The sequence below is a fragment of the Gordonia sp. CNJ-863 genome (genome assembly GCF_001942325.1).
Classification (GTDB): domain Bacteria; phylum Actinomycetota; class Actinomycetes; order Mycobacteriales; family Mycobacteriaceae; genus Gordonia; species Gordonia alkanivorans.
The window spans coordinates 81,385-100,178 of sequence record NZ_MKKG01000007.1 but is presented as its reverse complement, the minus strand read 5'-3'; the positions used below and the strand labels follow the sequence as shown (position 1 = coordinate 100,178).

Genomic DNA, 18,794 nt, shown 5'->3' with positions numbered 1-18,794 from the left:
CCTCAGCCGGGGAGCGTTTCGCCACCGATCGGGGCAAGTACCTCACCGGTGTAGTAGGACGACAGCTGGTCGGCCGCGAAGAACACATACGACGGCGCGATCTCGTCGGGCTGGGCGGCGCGGCCCATCGGTGCCTGCGTGCCGAAGTCCTTCACGGCTTCGGCCGGCATCGTCGCCGGGATCAGCGGGGTCCACACGGGTCCGGGAGCGACGCAGTTGACGCGGATTTTCCGCTCCATCAACGACTGTGCGAGCGAGTACGTCAGGGCGAGGACCGCACCCTTGGTCGCCGAGTAGTCGATGAGACTGTCATTGCCGCGCAACCCGTTGATCGACGAGGTGTTGATGATCGCCCCGCCACCGGTCAGGTGCGGCACGGCGGCGCGGGTGGTGTGGAAGAAGCTGTGGATGTTCACGTCGAACGTCCGGTACCACTGCGCAGGATCGACTTCCAGAAAGTCGTCGACGACCTCTTGGTAGGCGACGTTGTTCACAAGGATGTTCAGCCCGCCGAGTTCGGCGACGGTCCGTTCGACGACGTCGGCGCAATGGGCGGGGTCTCCGAGATCGCCGCGGTACGCGCGGGCCGTGCGTCCTTCGGCCTCGATGAGCTCGACGGTGTGGCGGGCGTCCTCGTCCTCCTCGAGGTAGGCGATCGCGACGTCGGCGCCCTCCTTGGCGAAGGCGATCGCGGTGGCACGGCCGATGCCCGAGTCGCCACCGGTGATCAACGCCTTCTTGCCCGCGAGCAGATCGCGGCCGCGGTACTCGCGCATCTCGTCGCGCGGACGGTCCGGCATGTCCCCGGTCTCGCCCGGGTACGGGATGGTCTTCGCTTCGTGCGGTGAGTTCTCCTGATCGGTCATGGTCGTCCGGTTGCCCGCAGCGGCGCGATCGAAAACCTGACTTCGCGTATCACCGGCACTCGCAGAAATCGCCACCTTTCGACCAGAAGAGCTACGAGAGGGAGCGCGACTGTTCGGAAGGTGGCGATAGTTCTGCGGCTCGGGGTCAGGGATTCTCGTCGGGGATCTCCTGGTCGAGCTTCTCGTCGAGCGACTCCCCCTCGCGCTGCTCGCGGGCCGTCGTCCCGGTGCGGTCGCTGGCCGACCAGTCCTCCGGCGGGTCCATCCCGTCCTCGAGCGGGTCGCGCGCCAGATGGTCCTCGTCGAGGTCCTCGGCACCGACCGTCATGGTCAGGTCGGGGTTGACGCCTTCCGTCGCGGCACCGGCGTCGGCGCTGTCGCTGTTGGTGCTCATCAAGACCTCCTCGCATCTCACCGGCGGCCACTCCCGGCCACCGTGGGACAGGCCTACCCGGCGGTCAGACCGTCGAAACAACGGCAGTGACCTGCGCATTCTCGAAGGACTACATCCAGGGTCGACACAGCTCGGGTCACTTCTCGCGGCTAATGAATCCCAGGTAAGCTCAAATTCCGCCCGAGACCGCCGGCGTGCAGTTCTGCGTGCCTTTTTCAGCTCTAGGGGTAACCGTGCCAAAGATTGACAACATTCCTGCTGACGATTCCCGCATTCGGCACGTCGGTAGCTTCCGGTTTCTCTTCGACACCGAGGAGTGGTGGTGGTCGGACGAGGTCGCCGAGATGCACGGCTACCAACCGGGCGAGATCAACCCGACGACCGAACTGCTCGCCGGACACAAGCATCCCGACGACCGCCACGCGTTCGACGAGATGGTCGCGACGATGCTGAGTCGACGTACGCCGTTCTCCAGCCGTCACCGCATCATCGACACCTCCGGCACGGTCCATCATGTCGCTGTGGTCTCGCAGCAGATCATCGACGAAGACGGCCAACCGATCGGCGCCGAGGGCTTCTACCTCGACCTCACCGGTTACGAGGAGACCGTCAAGTTCCAGGTCGACGAGCACGTCGCGCGTTTCCGGGAGAACCAGGGTGTCATCGAGCAGGCCAAGGGCATGATCTCGATGGCCTACGGGGTCAGTCCCGAGCGTGCCTTCGAGGTGATGCGCTGGCGGTCGCAGACTGCGAACGTCAAGGTCAACGAGCTGGCCAAGAACATCGTCACGGGTGTCCACCGGTACGTCGTGCTGCCCGACCCGGTCCGCCAGTCCTTCGACCACCTGCTCCTGAACGCTCACCACAACGAGAACTGAGCCCCTCACCGACGCGGATCGTCGGGTTTCAGGGTCGTCGTACCGGGGTATCTGCAAGCGAAACGCCGACTCTCGGCAATTCGGCGGCGGTGACGCCGCGATCTGCGGACCCGGTTGAGCCAACAGCCGTTCATGTCTCGAAGTGAACGGATGGAACAGTGGACGGACGATTCAACGGGCAACTCGGCGGTGCGGCGACCCTCGAGAAGGTGGAGGGCTCACGGACGGCGCGGACGAGCACCGCGAATATCCGGGTGGCGTCCGTCCCCCAGTCGCACGTCTACGTTCGGCATCTCTCGCCGGTGAACGGATCGGTCAGCGTTCTGGACACCGGGTCGGTCTCGGTCACCCGACTTCCCGACCCGGTGCCGGCGGACGGCGCGAAGGTGCCCGGCGGCTGGTGGCCGCCCCTCATGCTCGACCCGCGGTGGATCGCCGAGCATCACGACGAGTTCGACGTCTTCCACATCCACTTCGGTTTCGACGGCATCGAACCGTCGGTGATGGCCGACGTCCTCACCGAACTCGACCGCCACAACAAGCCGCTCGTCTACACGCTGCACGATCTCCGCAATCCCCACCACCCGGAGCCCGGCGCTCATGAGGAGGTCCTCGATCTCCTCGTCCCGGCCGCCGCCGAGGTCATCACCCTGACCCCGGGTGCGGCCGAGCAGATCTCGCAGCGCTGGGACCGGTCCGCGACGGTGCTCCCGCACCCGCATGTCATTCCGCCGGCCCGGTTCACGCCGCGCGAGGCACCGACCAACGAGTTCATCGTCGGCGTGCACGCGAAGAGCGTGCGCGCCAACATGGACCCGCTGCCCGTGATCATGACCCTGCTGGAAGCCGCGTCCGACTATCCGGACATGACCATCCAGATCAATCTCCACGACGAGGTCTTCGTTCCCGGAAACCACTGGTACAACCCGGACTTCGGCACCACCGCCCTCGCACTGTCGCGCCATCCGTACGCCCGCGTGCTGGTGCACGAGTACTACACGGACGACCAGCTGTGGGACTACCTGAGCAAGCTGTCGGTCTCGGTCCTGCCCTACCGGTTCGGCACCCACTCCGGCTGGCTGGAGGCCTGCCACGACCTCGGCACCTCCGTCATCGCGCCGAGCTGCGGCTTCTACCACCAGCAGCAGGAGTGCTTCACCTACGACTTCACCGAGGATCATTTCGATCCGGAGTCGCTGGTTGCCGCACTGGCCCAGGCATATTCGGCTCGGCCGGCGCCGGCGATGTGGCGGGACCGCCGTACGCAGCGGTCGACGCTCGCCGAAGCGCACGCCGGCCTCTACACGAGGGTGCTGGATGCGTGATCCGCTGCGGATCGCGGTCGTCGCGTCCAGCCGGTACCCGATAGCGCAGCCGTTCGCCGGCGGCCTCGAGGCCCATGTCTGGCACCTGACGCGGGCGCTGACGCTGGCCGGCCACGAGGTCACGCTGTTCGCGGGGGCCGGAAGCGACCTGCCCGTCGAGTCAGACCGCCTGCGCGGTGAGCTGTTCGAGCCGTCGGCTGCCGCCCGGTCGGACGTGTCGATGCCGCCGATCGAGGTGCTGCAGGATCACCACGCCTACCTCTCGCTGATGCTCTCGTTCAGCCGGAACCCGGGCGACTTCGACGTGATCCACAACCACAGCCTGCACTACCTGCCGGTCGCGATGGGTCCGTCCGTGGAGACGCCGATGGTCACCACGCTGCACACCCCGCCCACCCCGTGGCTCGAATCGGCGCTGGCGCTGGCACCGGAGACCAGATGTGTCGCGGTCAGCCGGCACACGGCGCAGGCCTGGTCGCATGTTCTCGGTTCGATACCGGTGGTACACAACGGCGTTCAACTGGATCACTGGCCGATCGGCCACGGCGGGGACGACCTGGTCTGGTTCGGCCGGTTCGTGCCCGAGAAGGGTGCCCACCTCGCGATCGAGGCCGCCCGCACCACCGGCCGCCGGCTCCGGCTCGCCGGACCGATCAGCGACGAGACGTACTTCCGCGACCACGTCGCACCGTTCCTCGGTGATCGCGTCCGCTATGAGGGCCATCTCCATCAGCACGAGCTGGCGCGACTGGTCGGGTCCTGCGGCGCCGCCCTCGTGACGCCGGTGTGGAACGAACCGTACGGGTTGGTCGTCGCCGAATCTCTCGCCTGCGGAACACCTGTGGCCGGATTCGCTCGCGGTGGCATCCCGGAGATCGTCGGCGACAACGCCGGTGTGCTCGTTCCGGGCGACGATGTCGACGCACTCGCCGAGGCCACCGAGAAGGCCTTCACTCTCGATCGATGCGAGGTACGTCGACGTGCGCAGGAGCATTGCTCCGACATCGCGATGATCGAGCGGTACACCGCCATCTACACCGACATGGTGGCCGACCGGAGGTACCGGGAGACCCACTCACCTGCAAAGGCATTTTCGGCATGATCGGCTATTACGTCCACCACCAGGGGCGCGGGCACTGTTCCCGGGCCGCTGCGATCGCCGCGCACGTCCAGACCGAGGTCGTAGCGCTCACGAGCGCCGAACTGACCGATCCCGCGTTCAGCGAGGTGGTGACGCTCCATCGCGACGACACCGATCCCGCCCCCGTCGACGTCGACGCCGGCGGCCTGCTGCACTGGGCACCCCGCCACGACGCAGGGTTGCGCGGCCGGATGGCACAGCTGGCGGACTTCGTCGCCACCCGGCGTCCGGTGGCGATGGTCGTCGACGTGTCGGTCGAGGTCACGCTGTTCCTGCGACTCCTCGGTGTGCCGGTCGTCGTCATGGCCATGCCCGGTGTGCGCGACGATCTGACCCACCAGCTCGCCTACCGTGCCGCCGACGCCATCATCGCTCCTTGGCCCGGTGACCTGTATCAACCGGATTGGCTCGCCGAGCACCTGCACAAGACGGTCTTCACCGGCGGCGTCTCTCGGTTCGACGGCCGTCCGCAGGCCGGCCATCCGACCTTCGCCGCCGACGTCCTCGTACTCACCGGCGCAGGCGGCGATCCGCGGGCGCCGCATCCCGCGACCGATCTGGCCGACGCTCTCCCCGACCTCAAGGTGGTCGGCCTCGGTCCCGCTTTCGGAACCTGGGTCGACGACCCGTGGCCGTTCCTGTGCAGTGCTCGCGTCGCCGTCATCGGCGCGGGCCAAGGGAGTGTGGCGGACGCCGCCGCCGCCGGGCGCCCGGCTGTCGTGATCCCGGAGGACCGACCCTTCGCCGAACAACGCGCCACCGCGAACACGCTTGCGCGCTCCGAACTCGCCCTCGTCGCCTCGACGTGGCCCGAGGTCGACCGCTGGCGATCGATCGTGGACTCGGTCGGTGACTCCGCACCGGCGTGGTCCAGGTGGCAGACCTCCGGCGCCGCCGAACGTGCGGCCCGCGCCATCGCCGCGGTGGCCCGATGACGACCGGTCCGGCCTACGCGGGTGGCGCCCCGGCGGCATCAGGCGCCGAGAGCGAAATCGTCGCGGTCGTCACCATCGCATCGGGTCGTCACCTACATCTCCTCCGCCAACTGGAGGCGTTCGCGCACTCGACCGTACGTCCCGACCTCCACGTCGTCGTCGCCATGTGCGATCCCGACATCGACGCCGTTGTCGCCGATTCGGCACCCACGGGACATCTGGTGCGGGTCGTCCACCTCGACGCCGCGGAGTCCGGGACACTGCCGCTCGCCGACGCGCGAAATCTGGGCGCTCGCACTGCCATCGAGGCCGGCGCGACACTTCTGGTGTTCCTCGATGTCGACTGCATCCCCGGGCCGGACATGATCCGGCGCTATCTCCGGTCATGCGCCGCGACACCGGATCTCCATCTCCTCTACTGCGGACCGGTGACCTACCTGCCACCTGACCAAAAGGTCTTCGAGTCGGGCGAGCTGTACCGCTTCACCGACCCGCATCCGGCTCGCCCCGTACCGGGGCCCTGCCAGACACAGCTCTCCTCGGACATGATGCTGTTCTGGTCCCTGTCCTTCGGTATCCGCTGCACCGACTGGTTGGAGATCGGCGGGTTCCACACGGGTTATCGCGGCTACGGCGGCGAGGACACCGACTTCGCGATGTGCGCGGCGGTCAACGGCTTCCGTATCGCCTGGGTCGGCGGTGCGCACGCGTACCACCAACATCACCCGGTGTCGGACCCGCCGGTCGAGCACCTCGAGGACATCCTTCGCAATGCGCGGGTGTTCCATCAGAGGTGGGATCGATGGCCCATGGAGGGTTGGCTGGACGCATTCGCGCGGCGAGGACTCGTCTACCACGACGAGGCGGCCGACGACTGGCGCCTCACCGTGGATGCGCTGTCGCGCAGCTGATCAGAACCTTATTCGCGGAACTTCGAGAAGCCGATGGTCACCCGTCGGGTGCCTGCACCGGGCATGGGGTCGCAGTACCTGATCGTGCGGGTGTCGGTGACGGTATGGACGATGCGCCATCCGAACGTGGACTCGTCCAGTTCGACGCCGTCCACGAGTTCACCTCGGACCTCACCGACCACACCATTGGAGGCCAGATGCAGGACTATCTCCATCGACGATCCCTCGACCGCCGCGGAGATGATCTGCGAGCAGATCTCGTCCACCGCGACCTTGGCGTCGATCACATCGTCGAGCGACCAGTCATCGATGTACAGAGCCGTCTCGACCAGGGCACGCACCAGCGCAAGACGATCGGTCGCCGCCGGAACCCGCAGAACCGTTGGCAAACTGCCGTCGATCGATAGCTGGGAAGTGGCGTCAGAGTCGGTCATCAATTGAGTCTTCTTCGCACGTCGAGTTGAGTGAATCTTCACCGGACCGCTCATGAATGCCCCACGTTGATGTAGTCCAAACTGCGTCTGTTCATTCGCAACACTGACGGTGCTTCCCCTGACACGTCTCGCAACGTTAGCAGAGCAAGGCTCTGTCGGTAACCTCTGCGAAGATCCGTACAGCGCTCTCAGCTGCGACAACGGCGGACAGGCGCTTCGCCGACGTTTCAGTCGGGACCCCCTGCGGTACCCGGCAGTCATCTCGATGCGAGTTCACCACCACCTGGCGAAGGGACAGCTATGCCAGATCTCACACCTGACCGCGAGGTCGCCTCCCGAGAAGCCATCGCCCGCCGACCGGCGCGGAAATCGCGTGGCCTGAAGGCGATCGGTCTCCTCGGATTCTTTTGTCTCGGATTGATGCTGGTGCTCGGCGGGACCGCGATAGCGGCCGGGGCGAGCGACCGGGACGCCACCGTGTGGCTGGCCACCGGCGCCGCCATATCGGGCATCCTCGCCGTCGGGCTCCTCATCGGCAGCCGAGTGCTCCTCCGTCGGCGCGCTGGCCGTGACGGCGAACGCGCGCATCAGGATCCGATCCAGCCGGAGACGACCGCAGAGGAAGCCGAGCGGTACGAGGAGCGCTACCACGGCTTCCCGGTCGACCACACCGGCAAGCACGAACGAGCGCGTGACGAACGCTCCGCAGACCGACACCACGACGGAAAGGCCTGAAATGCGCGCAGTGACCTGGCAGGGAAAACGCAATGTCTCGGTGGAGACCGTGCCCGACCCCAAGATCATCGAACCCACGGACGCCATCATCAAGGTCACCTCGACCAACATCTGTGGTTCCGACCTACACCTCTACGAAGTACTCGGCCCGTTCATGAACGCCGGCGACATCCTCGGCCATGAGCCGATGGGTATCGTCGAGGAGGTCGGTTCGGACACCGGCGACCTCCGGGTCGGGGACCGCGTCGTCATCCCGTTCCAGATCTCGTGCGGCGCATGTCAATTCTGCAACGACGGACTCATGACCCAGTGTTCGACGACCCGCGTGAAAGAACAGGGCATGGGCGCGGCGCTCTTCGGCTACTCGCAGCTCTACGGTTCGGTGCCGGGGGGCCAGGCAGAGTATCTCCGTGTGCCGCAGGCACAATTCACCCACATCAAGGTCCCGCCCGAGAATCCGGACTCACGATACGTGTATCTGTCCGACGTCCTACCGACGGCCTGGCAGGCGGTCGAGTACGCCGAGATCCCCAGCGGCGGAACGGTCACCGTTCTCGGACTCGGCCCGATCGGCGACATGGCCGCGCGCATCGCCTCCCACAAGGGAGCTCGGGTCATCGGCGTCGACCGTGTGCCAGAACGCATCCGGCGCGCACAGGGTCGCGGCATCGAGACGGTGAACTTCGACGAGGTCGACGACGTCGGAGAGGCGATCCGCGACCTCACCGGCGGCCTCGGCACCGACTCCGTCATCGACGCCGTCGGCATGGAGGCCCACGGGTCACCCCTGAACAAGGCGATGCAGACCGTCGTCGGGCTGCTCCCCGATCCGATTGCCCGCAAGGCCATGTCGGAGGCGGGAGTCGACCGGCTCGGCGCCCTCTACTCCGCAATCGACATCGTCAAACGCGGCGGGACGATCTCACTGTCGGGCGTGTACGGCGGTATGGCCGACCCGCTGCCGCTGCTGACCATGTTCGACAAGCAGATCCGGCTGCACATGGGACAGGCCAACGTGAAGCGGTGGGCCGACGACATCCTCCCGCTGCTCACCGACGCCGACCCGCTCGGAGTGGACACCTTTGCCACTCACGAACTACCGCTCGATCAGGCGCCGGAGGCGTACGACAAGTTCCAGCGCAAGGCCGACGGCATGGTGAAGGTCATCCTGAAGCCCTGAGCGGGATCGAGGGCCCATGCCAGGTGCTCCCGGCATGGGCCCTCGGTAACCGATTACGTGGCCCGGCAGCGTCTCACGCGTGCTTGAGCAGCGGCTCCTCGTACTCCTCGTCGTCGGCGACCTCTTCACGCAGAGTTTCGAGGATCCGGGTGAGGAGCCGCGACACGTGCATCTGGGAGATCCCGATCTGGCGAGCGATCTCACTCTGGGACATCGAACGGAAGAACCGCAGGGTGAGGATCGTTCGTTCGCGTTCGGTGAGTCGAGCAAGCGCCGGCTGTAGCGTGACGAACTCCTCGACCATGTCCAGGCGCTCGTCTTCGTCGCCCAGCGTGTCCGCGAGAGTCCAGCCGTCCGTGGACGAACCAGCTTCGGCGTCAATGGAACTCGCGGTGTATGCGGACCGCGCGACCATCCCTTCGATGACCTCGCCGACCGGTAGTCCGAGGTGCTCGGCGATCTCGCTCGGCCGCGGCGACCGTCCGAGGGACTGCAGGAGTTCCTCGCTGGCCTTCGCGATGTTGAGCGAGGCCTCCTGCGCACGACGTGGCACTCTGATCGACCACGTGCTGTCACGGAAATACCTCTTGACCTCGCCCATGACCGTCGGGACGGCAAAAGCGAGGAAATTATTGCCACGATCGACATCGAATCTGTCGACCGCATGCATGAGACCGATCCGCGCAACCTGGCGCAGATCATCAACCGGTTCACCACGATCGGAGAACCGGCGTGCGACGTGATCCGCGAGCGGTAGGCACCGCTCGATCACTTCGTCGCGTTTCTTGGCACGTAGGTCGTCGTCGCGTTCACTGCGAATCTCTCGCAGTATCGGGAGGACGTCGCTGTAATCGTCGTGCTCGGCGCGTTGTGTCGCCATTTGTCACCACCCAGACGTTCAGATCTTGCGACCGATGGGCTGACTGCTGCCCCATCTAGCATGGATTGATGCCGCGCACGCGACTCGACGCGCATCAGGTACTAGACAATCATGTTCTTCGCCACACGTCCACTTTCGGCGTCTCACAATGCGGGATTTCTTGACGACTTTCTACCGTGACCCGAGTCGGTCTTGTTCGGCATCCGAAGGACCCGTAGGGTAGGGGTGCGGTTCAGGTCGGAGCCGCGCACTAAAGAGCGAGTGGGCACCCAAGGTCCCTCGACTCACGCGACATCACGGCTTATCTCCGTTCAGGACGATCGTGAACTTGGGTCCCGCTCGAACACCAGCGGGCACTCGCCGGGTTCGGTCCACAACAGATCGCCCCTGCAAACGCTTCCACTGAGATGAGACCACCTCATGCCGCTCACCACATCCACCGTTTTCCGTTCGGCGTTCGACGTCGGCACCGGCTCCCCTGAGCGCACGTCACCGCGACGTTTCGATTGCGCGAAATCGTATTGTGTACAGCGCTTTTCCGGCAGCGTCGACCGCGAGACGGCGGCGGACTTCGCTGCTGCGCTCGATCGCGTCGCGCGCGATCGTATCCACGGCGTCGTCCTGGACTTCTCCGCGGTCAACTTCTTCGGCACGGTCGGACTCGTACTGCTGCAGACCTTCGTCGACGATGCCGCGAAGCGCTCTACTCCAGTCGTCCTGGTCGGCGAACGAACTGTCAGCCGCCCCCTCGAAATCTGCGGGATGGCCGGCCGGGTTCGCGTCTTCGAGACCGTCGACGAGGCCGGCCGCACGCTCACCGAAGGCGAGATCGGCCCCAGCACAACAGAGTTCGCGGTCTCCGAGTAGAACTCGACGCAGCGCGCCGGCAGGTCACCTCTTGAGGGTGATCTGCCGTGCTATCTCCACCAGTTTGGTGTTCGACTCCTGGGACAGCTTCTTCAGGAGATCGAACGCTGCCAGCGCATCGATGTCGAAACGCTCCATCAGGATGCCCTTCGCCTGCCCGATCACGTCACGATTGGCCAGAGCGCTGTTGAACTGCTGGTCCTTCTTGATGGTGTTCCAGGCCAGCGCGGCATGGGTCGCGTACACGACGCCGATGTCCTCGGCGTGCAGGTCGAAGACATTCGGTTCGTCCGCGAAGAGGTTGAGCGCCCCGATCTTGTTGCGATTGGCGAAGAGCTGGAACGACAACACGGATCGGATCGGCACCTCGCCCATCGCCCGGCTCCGGTATTTCGGCCACCGCTCGTCGTTCTGGAGATCGTCGACGCGGACCACCCGGTCGTGCAGGGCTGCCGACAGGCAGGGCCCCTCTCCGACATCGGCCTGGATCCGGTCGTGGATCTCCGCGATCTCGTGGGTTGCCCCGAACGATTCGATGGAGCGCCGGTCGGTGGCGACCGTGAGTCCGGCGTACTGGGCTCCGGGGATCTCGGCCACCGCACCGGCCACGATCGTCTTGGCCACCTGTTCGTCGTCGGCTTCGTCGCCGTGCAGCCCTCGTGCCAGCTCCGCGATGCGGAGATGAACATTGTCGGTCGCTTCGGTCACGATCGAACTCCTCTCGAGGCGGCCGACCACGTCGCGAGCCCGAGTCGATACCGCCGCACTGCTTACGGACCCGAATACCAACGTAGCGCCTGTAAACCTCATGAACGGGGTTTCACGGTCCCTGAACGACGTTCCGCCCGCGTACGTCGCTCTGGCAGGCTTTGCATCATGCTCCCCATCCTCGATCTCGACGACGCGGAAACCGACCCCACGACCTTTCGGGCGGCCCTCCGAGAGGCCGCTCACGACCACGGGTTCTTCTACCTGACCGGCCACGGGGTGCCGGGCGAGTCGCTCACCGAGGTCATGCGGCTGGCACGCGACTTCTTCGCACTGCCCGACGAAGTCAAGAACGAGATCAGTCAGCTCCAGAGCCCACAGTTCCGCGGGTACTCGCGGCTCGGTGGTGAACTGACCAACGGCAAGGTGGATTGGCGCGAGCAGATCGACATCGGCCCCGAACGCGCGGTCTTCCCCGGCGCCGAGGGCTACTGGCGGCTGCAGGGACCGAATCTCTGGCCTTCGTCGCCTGCCGGCTTCCGCGCCTCCTTCGAGGAGTGGGGCACTGCACTGTCGGAAGTCGGGTTGCGGTTGCTGCGGCACTGGTCGGTGTCGCTCGGCGCCCCGGAGTCCTTCTTCGACGCGGCGTTCGCGGAGCTGCCGGCCACGCTGATCAAGGTGGTGCGCTACCCGGGTACCGCCGACAGCACGCAGGGCGTCGGCGCGCACAAGGACTCCGGAGTCCTCACCCTGCTACTCGTCGAACCCGGCTCGGAGGGCCTGGAGGTCGAGACAGCTGCAGGCAGATGGGTGGAGGTCCCGCCCGTCGAGGGCGCGTTCATCGTCAATATCGGCGAACTGCTCGAGGTCGCGACCGGGGGCTACCTCCGTGCGACCCGGCATCGGGTCCGCACGCCCCGCCTCGGGATCGACCGGGTCTCGATCCCGTTCTTCCTCAACCCCGCGCTCGATGAGGTCATCCCGATCATCGACCTCCCGCCCGAACTGGCGACAGCGTCGCGCGGCGTCGAAACCGATCCGGACAACCCGATCTTCAGCACCTACGGTGAGAACGCCTGGAAGTCGCGCACCCGCGCCCATCCCGATGTTGCCGAGTTGCATCACGGAATCATCCCGTCCCAGCCTGTTTCGGCGTACTGAGCCTTTCGGTCGGGCTGAGCAGAACTGTCTGCTCGACGCCGTGCACCCGTGCGCTACAGGCGAGCGTCGAGAAGCTCTTCTCCCTCATCCCGGCGACCGACCTCGCCGTCCAGTGGGATCTGCCGACCAAGCTGGTCACCGTCGAGGGCTGGTTCCCCAATCCTTATGCGGGGCATGAGGCGATCTTCGCGGCGATCGCACGCCTGGCGTCGTGGATCCCCGACGGCGCCGAACTCACCTTCCATCTGTGCTACGGCGACTCGAAGTTCGGGGCGTCGCCGTTCATGGGTGATCCGCCGGATGCCGAGGCCGCCGCGCGCGGAGGACGCCACATCCTGCCGCGCGACGCGTCGGCCATCGTCACCGTCGCGAATGGACTGTCGCGACACGTGACCCGTCCGATCGACGCCATCCACGCCGCGACCGTCGCCGCCTGGAAGCGTCGTGCGCACTGGCAACCGTTGCAGAGTCTCGCGGTCGAGCCGTCGACCGAGATCTTCCTCGGCCTGCTGCACGCAGAGGACGGCGCCGAAGGTGCCCGCGAGCGTGCTTCGATCGCGTCGGTCTTCCTGCCGAACTTCGGGATCTCCACCGAATGCGGACTCGGCCGGCATTCGCACGCGCAGCTCGACGTCGTCGTGGCTGCCTACCGCGAGCTCGCCGAGAGCCGGGAGCTGGCCTCTGCCTAGACCGAACACCCACAAACCCAGCCTTTTTCGGCAAGACCTCCCCGCGTCCTGTCAGGGTGGAAAGACCGCAAAAGGGTGGGTTTTGTGGCGTGAGTCAGACCAGGTCCGACACCGTGGCGTGCTCGTCGAGCAGCGGTGGTGCCGACCGGTACCTCGGCGGAGTGACGCTCATCCGGATCGGGTTGGCCACCGATCGGAACGGTGAGTCCCGGCGCGGATCGTCGATCTCCACAACCGGATCGAGACCGAGACGTTCGGCCAGCGCGATGGCGTCGGCGATGTCGTTGAGCGGGCCACACGGCACCCGCCGCGCGGTGAGTGCGTCGAACCAGTGATCCGCGCTCGCCGTTGACAGCGCCTCGTTCAGGATCGCCGCCAGCTTCTCCCGATTCGCCACCCGCGCACTGTTCGTCGCATACCGCTCGTCGGCGGGTAGGTCCGGGCGTCCGAGGACCTCGCACAGCCCGGCGAACTGGCGGTCGTTGCCGACGGCCAGCACGAACGGACGATCCGCGGTCTGGAACACCTCGTAGGGCGCGATGCTGGGATGCCGGTTGCCCATCGCTGTCGGAACCACGCCTGCCGCCACGTAGCCCGACGACTGGTTGGCCAGCGCCGAGATCAGCGACGACAACAGGTTCACCTCGATGCGCTGTCCTTGCCCGGTCCGGTCGCGGTGCCGCAACGCGGACAGGATGCCCACGGCCGCATGCAATCCCGTGATGACGTCGACGACCGCGACGCCCACCTTGGTCGGCGTCTGCGGGTCGGGACCGGTGATGCTCATCAGTCCGCCGACCGCCTGGATCAGCAGGTCGTAACCGGGCAGCTGGTTGTTCCCGCCGAATCCTGTCACCGAGCAGTAGACGATGTCCGGCCGGCGATCGGCGACGGCGTCGTAACCGAGTCCGAGGCGATCCATCGTGCCCGGCATGAAGTTCTCGACGACGACGTCGGCCCGATCGACGAGGCGTCGTGCCTCCTCGAGTCCCGCGGGATCGGAGAGGTCGATCGCCACGGACCGCTTGTTGCGATTGACCGACAGGAAGTACGACGACGCCTCGCCCACCCAGGGCGGACCCCACGACCGGGTGTCGTCGCCGATCCCAGGTCGTTCGATCTTGATGACCTCGGCACCCAGGTCTGCCAGCAGCATCGTCGCGTATGGCCCGGCGAGGACCCGGCCGAAGTCGGCGACGACGAGTCCGTCGAGAGCCGCGCGCTCGCTCACCGGAAGGCGGCTTCGCCGGTGAGGGCGCGGCCGATGGTGAGCTGGTGGACCTCGGAGGTGCCCTCGTAGGTGAGGACGGACTCGAGGTTGTTGGCATGCCGGATGACCGGGTACTCGAGCGTGATGCCGTTGGCGCCCAAGATGGTTCGGCATTCACGGGCGATCTTGATGGCCTCGCGGGTGTTGTTGAGCTTGCCGGTGCTGATGTGCTCCGGGCGGATCTCACCGCGGTCCTTCAGACGACCCAAATGGTAGGCCAGCAGGTGCCCCTTGCCGACCTCGAGTGCCATGTCGGCGATCTTGGTCTGGGTGATCTGGTAACCGGCGAGCGGCTTGTCGAAGACCTCGCGCGACTGCGAGTAGTCGATGGCGGTCTCGAGGCAATCGCGGGCAGCGCCGATCGCACCGAAGATGATGCCGAAGCGGGCCTCGCCGAGGCTGGTCAGCGGCCCGCTCAGGCCCTGGGCCTTCGGGAGCATCGCCGAACCGGGCAAGCGGACGTTGTCGAACACGAGCTCGGAGGTCACCGACGCGCGCAGCGACATCTTCTTGTGGATCTCCGGCGCGGAGAAGCCAGGCGTGTCGGTGGGGACGACGAAGCCGCGGATACCCTCGTCGGTCTGGGCCCAGACGACCGCGACGTCGGCGATCGAGCCGTTGGTGATCCACATCTTGGTGCCGTTGAGCAGCCAGTCGTCGCCGTCACGCTTGGCGTTGGTGCGCATGCCGGACGGGTTGGAGCCGAAATCGGGTTCGGTCAGGCCGAAGCAACCGATCGCCTCACCGGCAGCCATCCGCGGCAGCCACTCGTTCTTCTGCTCCTCCGAGCCCCAATGGTGGATGGAGAACATCGCGAGCGAGCCCTGCACCGACACGAGGCTGCGGATACCGGAGTCCACGGCCTCGAGTTCGAGGCAGGCCAGGCCGTAGGCGGTCGCGCTCATGCCCGGGCAACCGTAGCCCTCCAGGTGCATGCCGAGCGCACCGATCTGGCCCAGTTCCCTGGCGATCTCCCGCGCCGGCAGCTCGGCGTTCTCGAACCAGTCGCCGATATGCGGCCGCAGACGCGCATTGGCGAAGTCACGGACGGTATCGCGGATCGCGATCTCGTCGGCGTCGAGCAACGAGTCCAGGGCGAAGAGCTGCGCCAGGGTGCTGGGTCGGGACATCGGAACCTCCGGGGGTCGGGCCTGTAACTGATGGTACAAGTTCAGCGAGAACGTTTGCGAGAACGTTTGCATGAGCTACCGTAGGTGCTCGAACGCGCAGCGTCAACAGTGCTACCGACAGGATGGGGGACCAGCGTGGCCGGAGGTCAGCGAACGCCGACCCTCAAGGAGATCGCGAAAGCTGCGGGTGTCCACGTGTCGACGGCGTCTCGGGTGCTGCGACAGTCCGAACCCGCCGACGGCTGGTCGGAGTCGGCACTGCGGGTTCGCGAGGTCGCCGATGAGCTGGGCTACCAGCGCAATCTCTGGGCGGCGAGTCTGCGGACCCGCAAGACCACCACGCTCGGCGTCGTGATGACCCGCCTGACCGACGGCGTGGTCGCCACCACCTATCAGGGCATCGAGGAGGAAGCGACGCGGGCCGGCTACTCGGTGCTGCTGTCCAGCCCGCCCGACGACCCGGAAGCCCAGCGCGCGGCCATCGAACTGCTCGTGGGACGTCAGGTCGACGGCCTCCTGCTCAGCGGGCTGCACCGACCGGGCAAGGAATTCATCGCGTCCCTGCGCGTCGGGGACGTGCCGATGATGACGCTGACCCGGCACACCGATGCCGGGCTCCCGTTCGTCGGCGGCGACGACGTGCGCGGCGGCGCGCTTGCCGCACGCCATCTGATCGATCGCGGGTACACCGACCTCGCGGTGATCGCCGGCCCCGCCCACGCCACGACGGCGACGGATCGGCTGGCCGGCTTCCGATCCGAGACCGCCGCGGCGGGGATCGAGCTCCCCGACCATCGGATCGTTCCGTCCAGTTTCGAGGTGCGCGGGGGCACCGAGGCGGGGCGGATTCTGCTCGACGCACCGGACCGGCCGAGAGCGATCTTCGCGGTGTCCGACACCATCGCCGTCGGCGTCCTCGGCGTCGCTCGCGACCTCGGGCTGCGAATCCCCGAGGACTTGGCACTCGTGGGCTACAACGACATCCCGATCGCCGCGCAGCTTCCCGTACCGCTCACGACGATCCACTCCCCCGCCCTGGAGATCGGCCAGACCGCGGTCCGTGGACTCTTGGATCTGACGGCGGGACGTGACGTGGAGTCGCGACGTCTGCCGGTCGAGCTGGTGGTCCGCGGCACCACCTAGAAGTCGCGGGAGCAGCTAGAAGTGCTGTGCGCCGCCGTCGATCGAGATCTCCTCTGCGGTGATGAATTTCGACTCGTCCGACGCGAGGAAGGCCACCGCGTTCGCGACCTCGCCCGCCTCTGCGGCGAACTGGTTCAGGAAGGTCATCCCCATACCGGCGAGGCGCGGGTTGGCCTTGTTGGTCTCCTCGATCCGCTCGACCATGCGGCCCGAGCCCATCGGCGTGATGACCGCACCCGGATGCACGGTGTTGACGCGGATGTCGTACTGCCCCAACTCCGCAGCGAAGGCGCGCGACATCCCGACCAGGGCGTGTTTGCTTGTCGTGTAGTGGACCATGAACGGCTGCAGCTTCTTTCCCGCCAGGGAGCTGATCAGGATGACCGATCCCCCGCCGCGGTCGATGAGGTGGGGAGCCGCCGCGGTAACCGTGTTCCACACGCCGGTCACGTTGATGTCCATGGTGTCGCGAAAGCTCTCCGGGGACACCTCGTCCCAGGTCTCGGGGATACAGATCCCCGCGTTGGCGACCACGACGTCGAGTCCGCCGAGTGCCTCCACCCCCTCGCCGACCGCCGCGCGGAGTCCGTCCAGATCGCGGGTGTCGCACCGGGTCAGAATCGCCTTGGCGCCCAGATCTTCGACGAGTCGCCGGGTCTCGGCGAGATCGTCCTCGGTCGCCGAGTCGTAGGGCACGCCCGGCAGTGGTCCGGCGAGGTCGACGCCGACGATGTGCGCCCCTTCCGAGGCCATTCGCACCGCGTGCGCCCGCCCCTGCCCCCGGGCAACGCCGGTGATGAACGCGACCTTGTCTGCCAGCCGTCCCATGCCACTCCCTGTCCGCCGGATGCCGGAACCCGATCGGGCCCCCTCGGCGCGACTCTACGGATTGACGGCGGCCGCGCGGGCGGAGTCGAGGGCGAAAAGGTTCTCGTCCCAGCCATCGGCGAGGGGTCCGAAGAAGTGGAAGCGGACCTTCTTGACCCGGTACAACCAGTGCCCGTCCTGCTTGACCAGCGTGTCGGTGTATCGGCCCGCGGCGATCGAGGCGACGCCGTCGAGAACGCACGGCTGCCAGAGGAACGATCGCGCCGTCGCCATGTCACCGTCGATGTCGATCTCGAGGTTCGTGATGAAGTGCCAGAACGAGGTGAGGCCACCGTCGGCCAGGCCGGCGAAGAACGCCCGCATCTCGGCCTTGCCCCGCGGGTTCGACAAGCCGTCGAACTCCCCGTCTTCGGTGAACAGTGCCATCAATTCGTCCCAGTTGCCGTCGTCGAGGTGGCGGCAGTACCGGGCGTCGAGCGTGCGGATGGCCTCGATGTCTTCCAGACGGGCGAGCCGCGACGCCAGCTCGGACTCGGTGGTCATGATTCCTCCATTAACGTTCGTTCACGTGATCCACACCATAAGCGCGAGGCATAGGCAGGTCAACCGAGCGGCCTGCCTTCATCATTGCTGGTGAAACTGCATCGCCCTAGTCTGTGCACATGAACACCCGATCGCCTTCGCCGACCGCAGCATCCCACGACCGCATCCTCGACGCCGCGCTCGACGAGTTCTACACGGCCGGTTTTCACGGTGCGACGATGCGAACCATCGGCAATCGTGCAGGTTGTAGCGCCGCCAACGTCTACAACCATTTCGAGAACAAGTCCGATCTGCTGGTCGAGATCCTGCGAACCGCGAGCGACGAACAGTTCACCGCGACCCGCAACGCGATCCGCCGGGCCGGCAAGGATCCCGCCGAACAGTGGCGCGCGGCGGTCGTCGCCCATGCGCTGTACACCGCCCAGAGACCGCGCGAGTGCCTTGTCGCGAACACGGAGCTGCGCTATCTGGGCGAGATCGATCGCAAGCGGGTGGTCGGGTCCCGCGACGCCCAGGAGCAGCAGTTCGTCGACATCGCCGAAAGGGCGGTCGAACAGGGACTTTTCCACGTCGACAGAGTCCATCAGGCGGTTACGGCCGTACTGCTGATGTGCGCCGGCATCCCGGTGTGGTTCCGACCGGACGGCCCCCGGACCGCAACCCAGGTCGCCGACGACTACGGGCAGTACGCACTCAACCTCGTCGGATACCGGACCCCGCTCAACCCATTGACCCGGGCCTGACCCGGTGCTCTAATGGTGAACGACCGTTAACGA

Annotated in this window: 20 protein-coding genes and 1 pseudogene; 12 read left to right on the top strand and 9 right to left on the bottom strand. The window is 66.4% G+C overall.

The features are described from left to right. Positions 1-2 precede the first annotated feature (2 nt). The gene (locus BJF87_RS04235; protein WP_075862696.1) at positions 3-866 is read right to left on the bottom strand and encodes an SDR family oxidoreductase; all 864 of its coding nucleotides are present in this window, start codon (positions 864-866) and stop codon (positions 3-5) included. A 145-nt stretch (positions 867-1,011) separates the two neighbouring features. Further along, positions 1,012-1,260 (bottom strand): hypothetical protein, encoded by a 249-nt coding sequence (locus BJF87_RS04230; RefSeq protein WP_075862695.1) that lies wholly within the window; start codon positions 1,258-1,260, stop codon positions 1,012-1,014. A gap of 233 nt (positions 1,261-1,493) precedes the next feature. On the opposite strand from BJF87_RS04230, the gene BJF87_RS04225 reads away from it, so the two are divergent. The 5 genes from BJF87_RS04225 (at position 1,494) to BJF87_RS04205 (ending at position 6,450) form a co-directional block, all read left to right on the top strand. Then, complete coding sequence (locus tag BJF87_RS04225; protein WP_075862694.1) at positions 1,494-2,138, top strand: PAS and ANTAR domain-containing protein; 645 nt, start codon at positions 1,494-1,496, stop codon at positions 2,136-2,138. 209 nt (positions 2,139-2,347) lie between these two features. Beyond that, entirely contained in the window at positions 2,348-3,463 is a 1,116-nt protein-coding gene (locus BJF87_RS04220; protein ID WP_075862709.1) for a glycosyltransferase, read from the top strand. Beyond that, positions 3,456-4,565, top strand: a complete 1,110-nt coding sequence (locus BJF87_RS04215) for a glycosyltransferase family 4 protein (protein WP_075862693.1) — start codon at positions 3,456-3,458, stop codon at positions 4,563-4,565. Before BJF87_RS04220 ends, BJF87_RS04215 begins: the two co-directional genes overlap by 8 nt. Further along, positions 4,562-5,539, top strand: a complete 978-nt coding sequence (locus BJF87_RS04210; RefSeq protein ID WP_075862692.1) for a hypothetical protein — start codon at positions 4,562-4,564, stop codon at positions 5,537-5,539. Before BJF87_RS04215 ends, BJF87_RS04210 begins: the two co-directional genes overlap by 4 nt. Beyond that, positions 5,536-6,450 (top strand): glycosyltransferase family 2 protein, encoded by a 915-nt coding sequence (locus BJF87_RS04205; protein ID WP_075862708.1) that lies wholly within the window; start codon positions 5,536-5,538, stop codon positions 6,448-6,450. The genes BJF87_RS04210 and BJF87_RS04205 overlap by 4 nt, the downstream gene beginning before the upstream one ends. A gap of 8 nt (positions 6,451-6,458) precedes the next feature. Here the strand turns inward: BJF87_RS04205 and BJF87_RS04200 are convergent, their stop codons facing one another. Beyond that, a complete protein-coding gene (locus BJF87_RS04200) occupies positions 6,459-6,884 on the bottom strand; it encodes an anti-sigma factor (RefSeq protein WP_075862691.1) in 426 nt (141 codons plus the stop codon). Positions 6,885-7,184: 300 nt separating this feature from the next. On the opposite strand from BJF87_RS04200, the gene BJF87_RS04195 reads away from it, so the two are divergent. Both BJF87_RS04195 and BJF87_RS04190 read left to right on the top strand, forming a co-directional pair. Beyond that, the gene (locus BJF87_RS04195; protein ID WP_075862690.1) at positions 7,185-7,619 is read left to right on the top strand and encodes a hypothetical protein; all 435 of its coding nucleotides are present in this window, start codon (positions 7,185-7,187) and stop codon (positions 7,617-7,619) included. A 1-nt stretch (position 7,620) separates the two neighbouring features. Next, a complete protein-coding gene (locus BJF87_RS04190) occupies positions 7,621-8,799 on the top strand; it encodes a zinc-dependent alcohol dehydrogenase (RefSeq protein ID WP_006358178.1) in 1,179 nt (392 codons plus the stop codon). Positions 8,800-8,872: 73 nt separating this feature from the next. On the opposite strand, the gene BJF87_RS04185 is transcribed toward BJF87_RS04190, so the two are convergent. Then, complete coding sequence (locus BJF87_RS04185) at positions 8,873-9,679, bottom strand: SigB/SigF/SigG family RNA polymerase sigma factor (RefSeq protein WP_035752836.1); 807 nt, start codon at positions 9,677-9,679, stop codon at positions 8,873-8,875. 420 nt (positions 9,680-10,099) lie between these two features. Between BJF87_RS04185 and BJF87_RS04180 the strand changes: the two genes are divergently transcribed. Further along, positions 10,100-10,546: an STAS domain-containing protein gene (locus BJF87_RS04180; RefSeq protein WP_075862689.1), complete on the top strand. Its 447-nt coding sequence runs from the start codon at positions 10,100-10,102 to the stop codon at positions 10,544-10,546. A gap of 24 nt (positions 10,547-10,570) precedes the next feature. On the opposite strand, the gene BJF87_RS04175 is transcribed toward BJF87_RS04180, so the two are convergent. After that, on the bottom strand, positions 10,571-11,254 hold the full coding sequence (locus BJF87_RS04175; RefSeq protein WP_006358181.1) for a GAF and ANTAR domain-containing protein: 684 nt from the start codon (positions 11,252-11,254) through the stop codon (positions 10,571-10,573). A 168-nt stretch (positions 11,255-11,422) separates the two neighbouring features. On the opposite strand from BJF87_RS04175, the gene BJF87_RS04170 reads away from it, so the two are divergent. Both BJF87_RS04170 and BJF87_RS04165 read left to right on the top strand, forming a co-directional pair. Continuing rightward, positions 11,423-12,415, top strand: a complete 993-nt coding sequence (locus tag BJF87_RS04170) for an isopenicillin N synthase family oxygenase (RefSeq protein WP_075862688.1) — start codon at positions 11,423-11,425, stop codon at positions 12,413-12,415. 47 nt (positions 12,416-12,462) lie between these two features. Next, positions 12,463-13,104 (top strand): annotated as a pseudogene (locus BJF87_RS04165) (hypothetical protein); the annotation flags it as partial. 94 nt (positions 13,105-13,198) lie between these two features. Here BJF87_RS04165 and BJF87_RS04160 read toward each other — a convergent pair. Both BJF87_RS04160 and BJF87_RS04155 read right to left on the bottom strand, forming a co-directional pair. Then, positions 13,199-14,335, bottom strand: a complete 1,137-nt coding sequence (locus BJF87_RS04160; protein WP_006358184.1) for a CaiB/BaiF CoA-transferase family protein — start codon at positions 14,333-14,335, stop codon at positions 13,199-13,201. After that, positions 14,332-15,504, bottom strand: coding sequence for an acyl-CoA dehydrogenase family protein (locus BJF87_RS04155; protein WP_075862687.1), 1,173 nt, complete (start codon positions 15,502-15,504; stop codon positions 14,332-14,334). Before BJF87_RS04155 ends, BJF87_RS04160 begins: the two co-directional genes overlap by 4 nt. Before the next feature lie 135 nt (positions 15,505-15,639). Between BJF87_RS04155 and BJF87_RS04150 the strand changes: the two genes are divergently transcribed. Next, a complete protein-coding gene (locus tag BJF87_RS04150) occupies positions 15,640-16,647 on the top strand; it encodes a LacI family DNA-binding transcriptional regulator (protein ID WP_075862686.1) in 1,008 nt (335 codons plus the stop codon). 15 nt (positions 16,648-16,662) lie between these two features. Here the strand turns inward: BJF87_RS04150 and BJF87_RS04145 are convergent, their stop codons facing one another. After that, positions 16,663-17,475 (bottom strand): mycofactocin-coupled SDR family oxidoreductase, encoded by an 813-nt coding sequence (locus BJF87_RS04145; protein WP_075862685.1) that lies wholly within the window; start codon positions 17,473-17,475, stop codon positions 16,663-16,665. Positions 17,476-17,529: 54 nt separating this feature from the next. After that, positions 17,530-18,018: a nuclear transport factor 2 family protein gene (locus tag BJF87_RS04140; RefSeq protein ID WP_075862684.1), complete on the bottom strand. Its 489-nt coding sequence runs from the start codon at positions 18,016-18,018 to the stop codon at positions 17,530-17,532. 119 nt (positions 18,019-18,137) lie between these two features. On the opposite strand from BJF87_RS04140, the gene BJF87_RS04135 reads away from it, so the two are divergent. After that, the gene (locus BJF87_RS04135; RefSeq protein WP_075862683.1) at positions 18,138-18,761 is read left to right on the top strand and encodes a TetR/AcrR family transcriptional regulator; all 624 of its coding nucleotides are present in this window, start codon (positions 18,138-18,140) and stop codon (positions 18,759-18,761) included. Positions 18,762-18,794: the final 33 nt, after the last annotated feature.

What these genes read in the sequence shown, in the direction of transcription:
- BJF87_RS04235 (WP_075862696.1), bottom strand. Translation starts at nt 866, where the DNA reads ATGACCGATCAGGAGAACTCACCGCACGAAGCGAAGACCATCCCGTAC.
- BJF87_RS04230 (WP_075862695.1), bottom strand. Translation starts at nt 1,260, where the DNA reads ATGAGCACCAACAGCGACAGCGCCGACGCCGGTGCCGCGACGGAAGGC.
- BJF87_RS04215 (WP_075862693.1), top strand. Translation starts at nt 3,456, where the DNA reads ATGCGTGATCCGCTGCGGATCGCGGTCGTCGCGTCCAGCCGGTACCCG.
- BJF87_RS04210 (WP_075862692.1), top strand. Translation starts at nt 4,562, where the DNA reads ATGATCGGCTATTACGTCCACCACCAGGGGCGCGGGCACTGTTCCCGG.
- BJF87_RS04205 (WP_075862708.1), top strand. Translation starts at nt 5,536, where the DNA reads ATGACGACCGGTCCGGCCTACGCGGGTGGCGCCCCGGCGGCATCAGGC.
- BJF87_RS04200 (WP_075862691.1), bottom strand. Translation starts at nt 6,884, where the DNA reads ATGACCGACTCTGACGCCACTTCCCAGCTATCGATCGACGGCAGTTTG.
- BJF87_RS04195 (WP_075862690.1), top strand. Translation starts at nt 7,185, where the DNA reads ATGCCAGATCTCACACCTGACCGCGAGGTCGCCTCCCGAGAAGCCATC.
- BJF87_RS04190 (WP_006358178.1), top strand. Translation starts at nt 7,621, where the DNA reads ATGCGCGCAGTGACCTGGCAGGGAAAACGCAATGTCTCGGTGGAGACC.
- BJF87_RS04185 (WP_035752836.1), bottom strand. Translation starts at nt 9,679, where the DNA reads ATGGCGACACAACGCGCCGAGCACGACGATTACAGCGACGTCCTCCCG.
- BJF87_RS04180 (WP_075862689.1), top strand. Translation starts at nt 10,100, where the DNA reads ATGCCGCTCACCACATCCACCGTTTTCCGTTCGGCGTTCGACGTCGGC.
- BJF87_RS04170 (WP_075862688.1), top strand. Translation starts at nt 11,423, where the DNA reads ATGCTCCCCATCCTCGATCTCGACGACGCGGAAACCGACCCCACGACC.
- BJF87_RS04155 (WP_075862687.1), bottom strand. Translation starts at nt 15,504, where the DNA reads ATGTCCCGACCCAGCACCCTGGCGCAGCTCTTCGCCCTGGACTCGTTG.
- BJF87_RS04145 (WP_075862685.1), bottom strand. Translation starts at nt 17,475, where the DNA reads ATGGGACGGCTGGCAGACAAGGTCGCGTTCATCACCGGCGTTGCCCGG.
- BJF87_RS04140 (WP_075862684.1), bottom strand. Translation starts at nt 18,018, where the DNA reads ATGACCACCGAGTCCGAGCTGGCGTCGCGGCTCGCCCGTCTGGAAGAC.
- BJF87_RS04135 (WP_075862683.1), top strand. Translation starts at nt 18,138, where the DNA reads ATGAACACCCGATCGCCTTCGCCGACCGCAGCATCCCACGACCGCATC.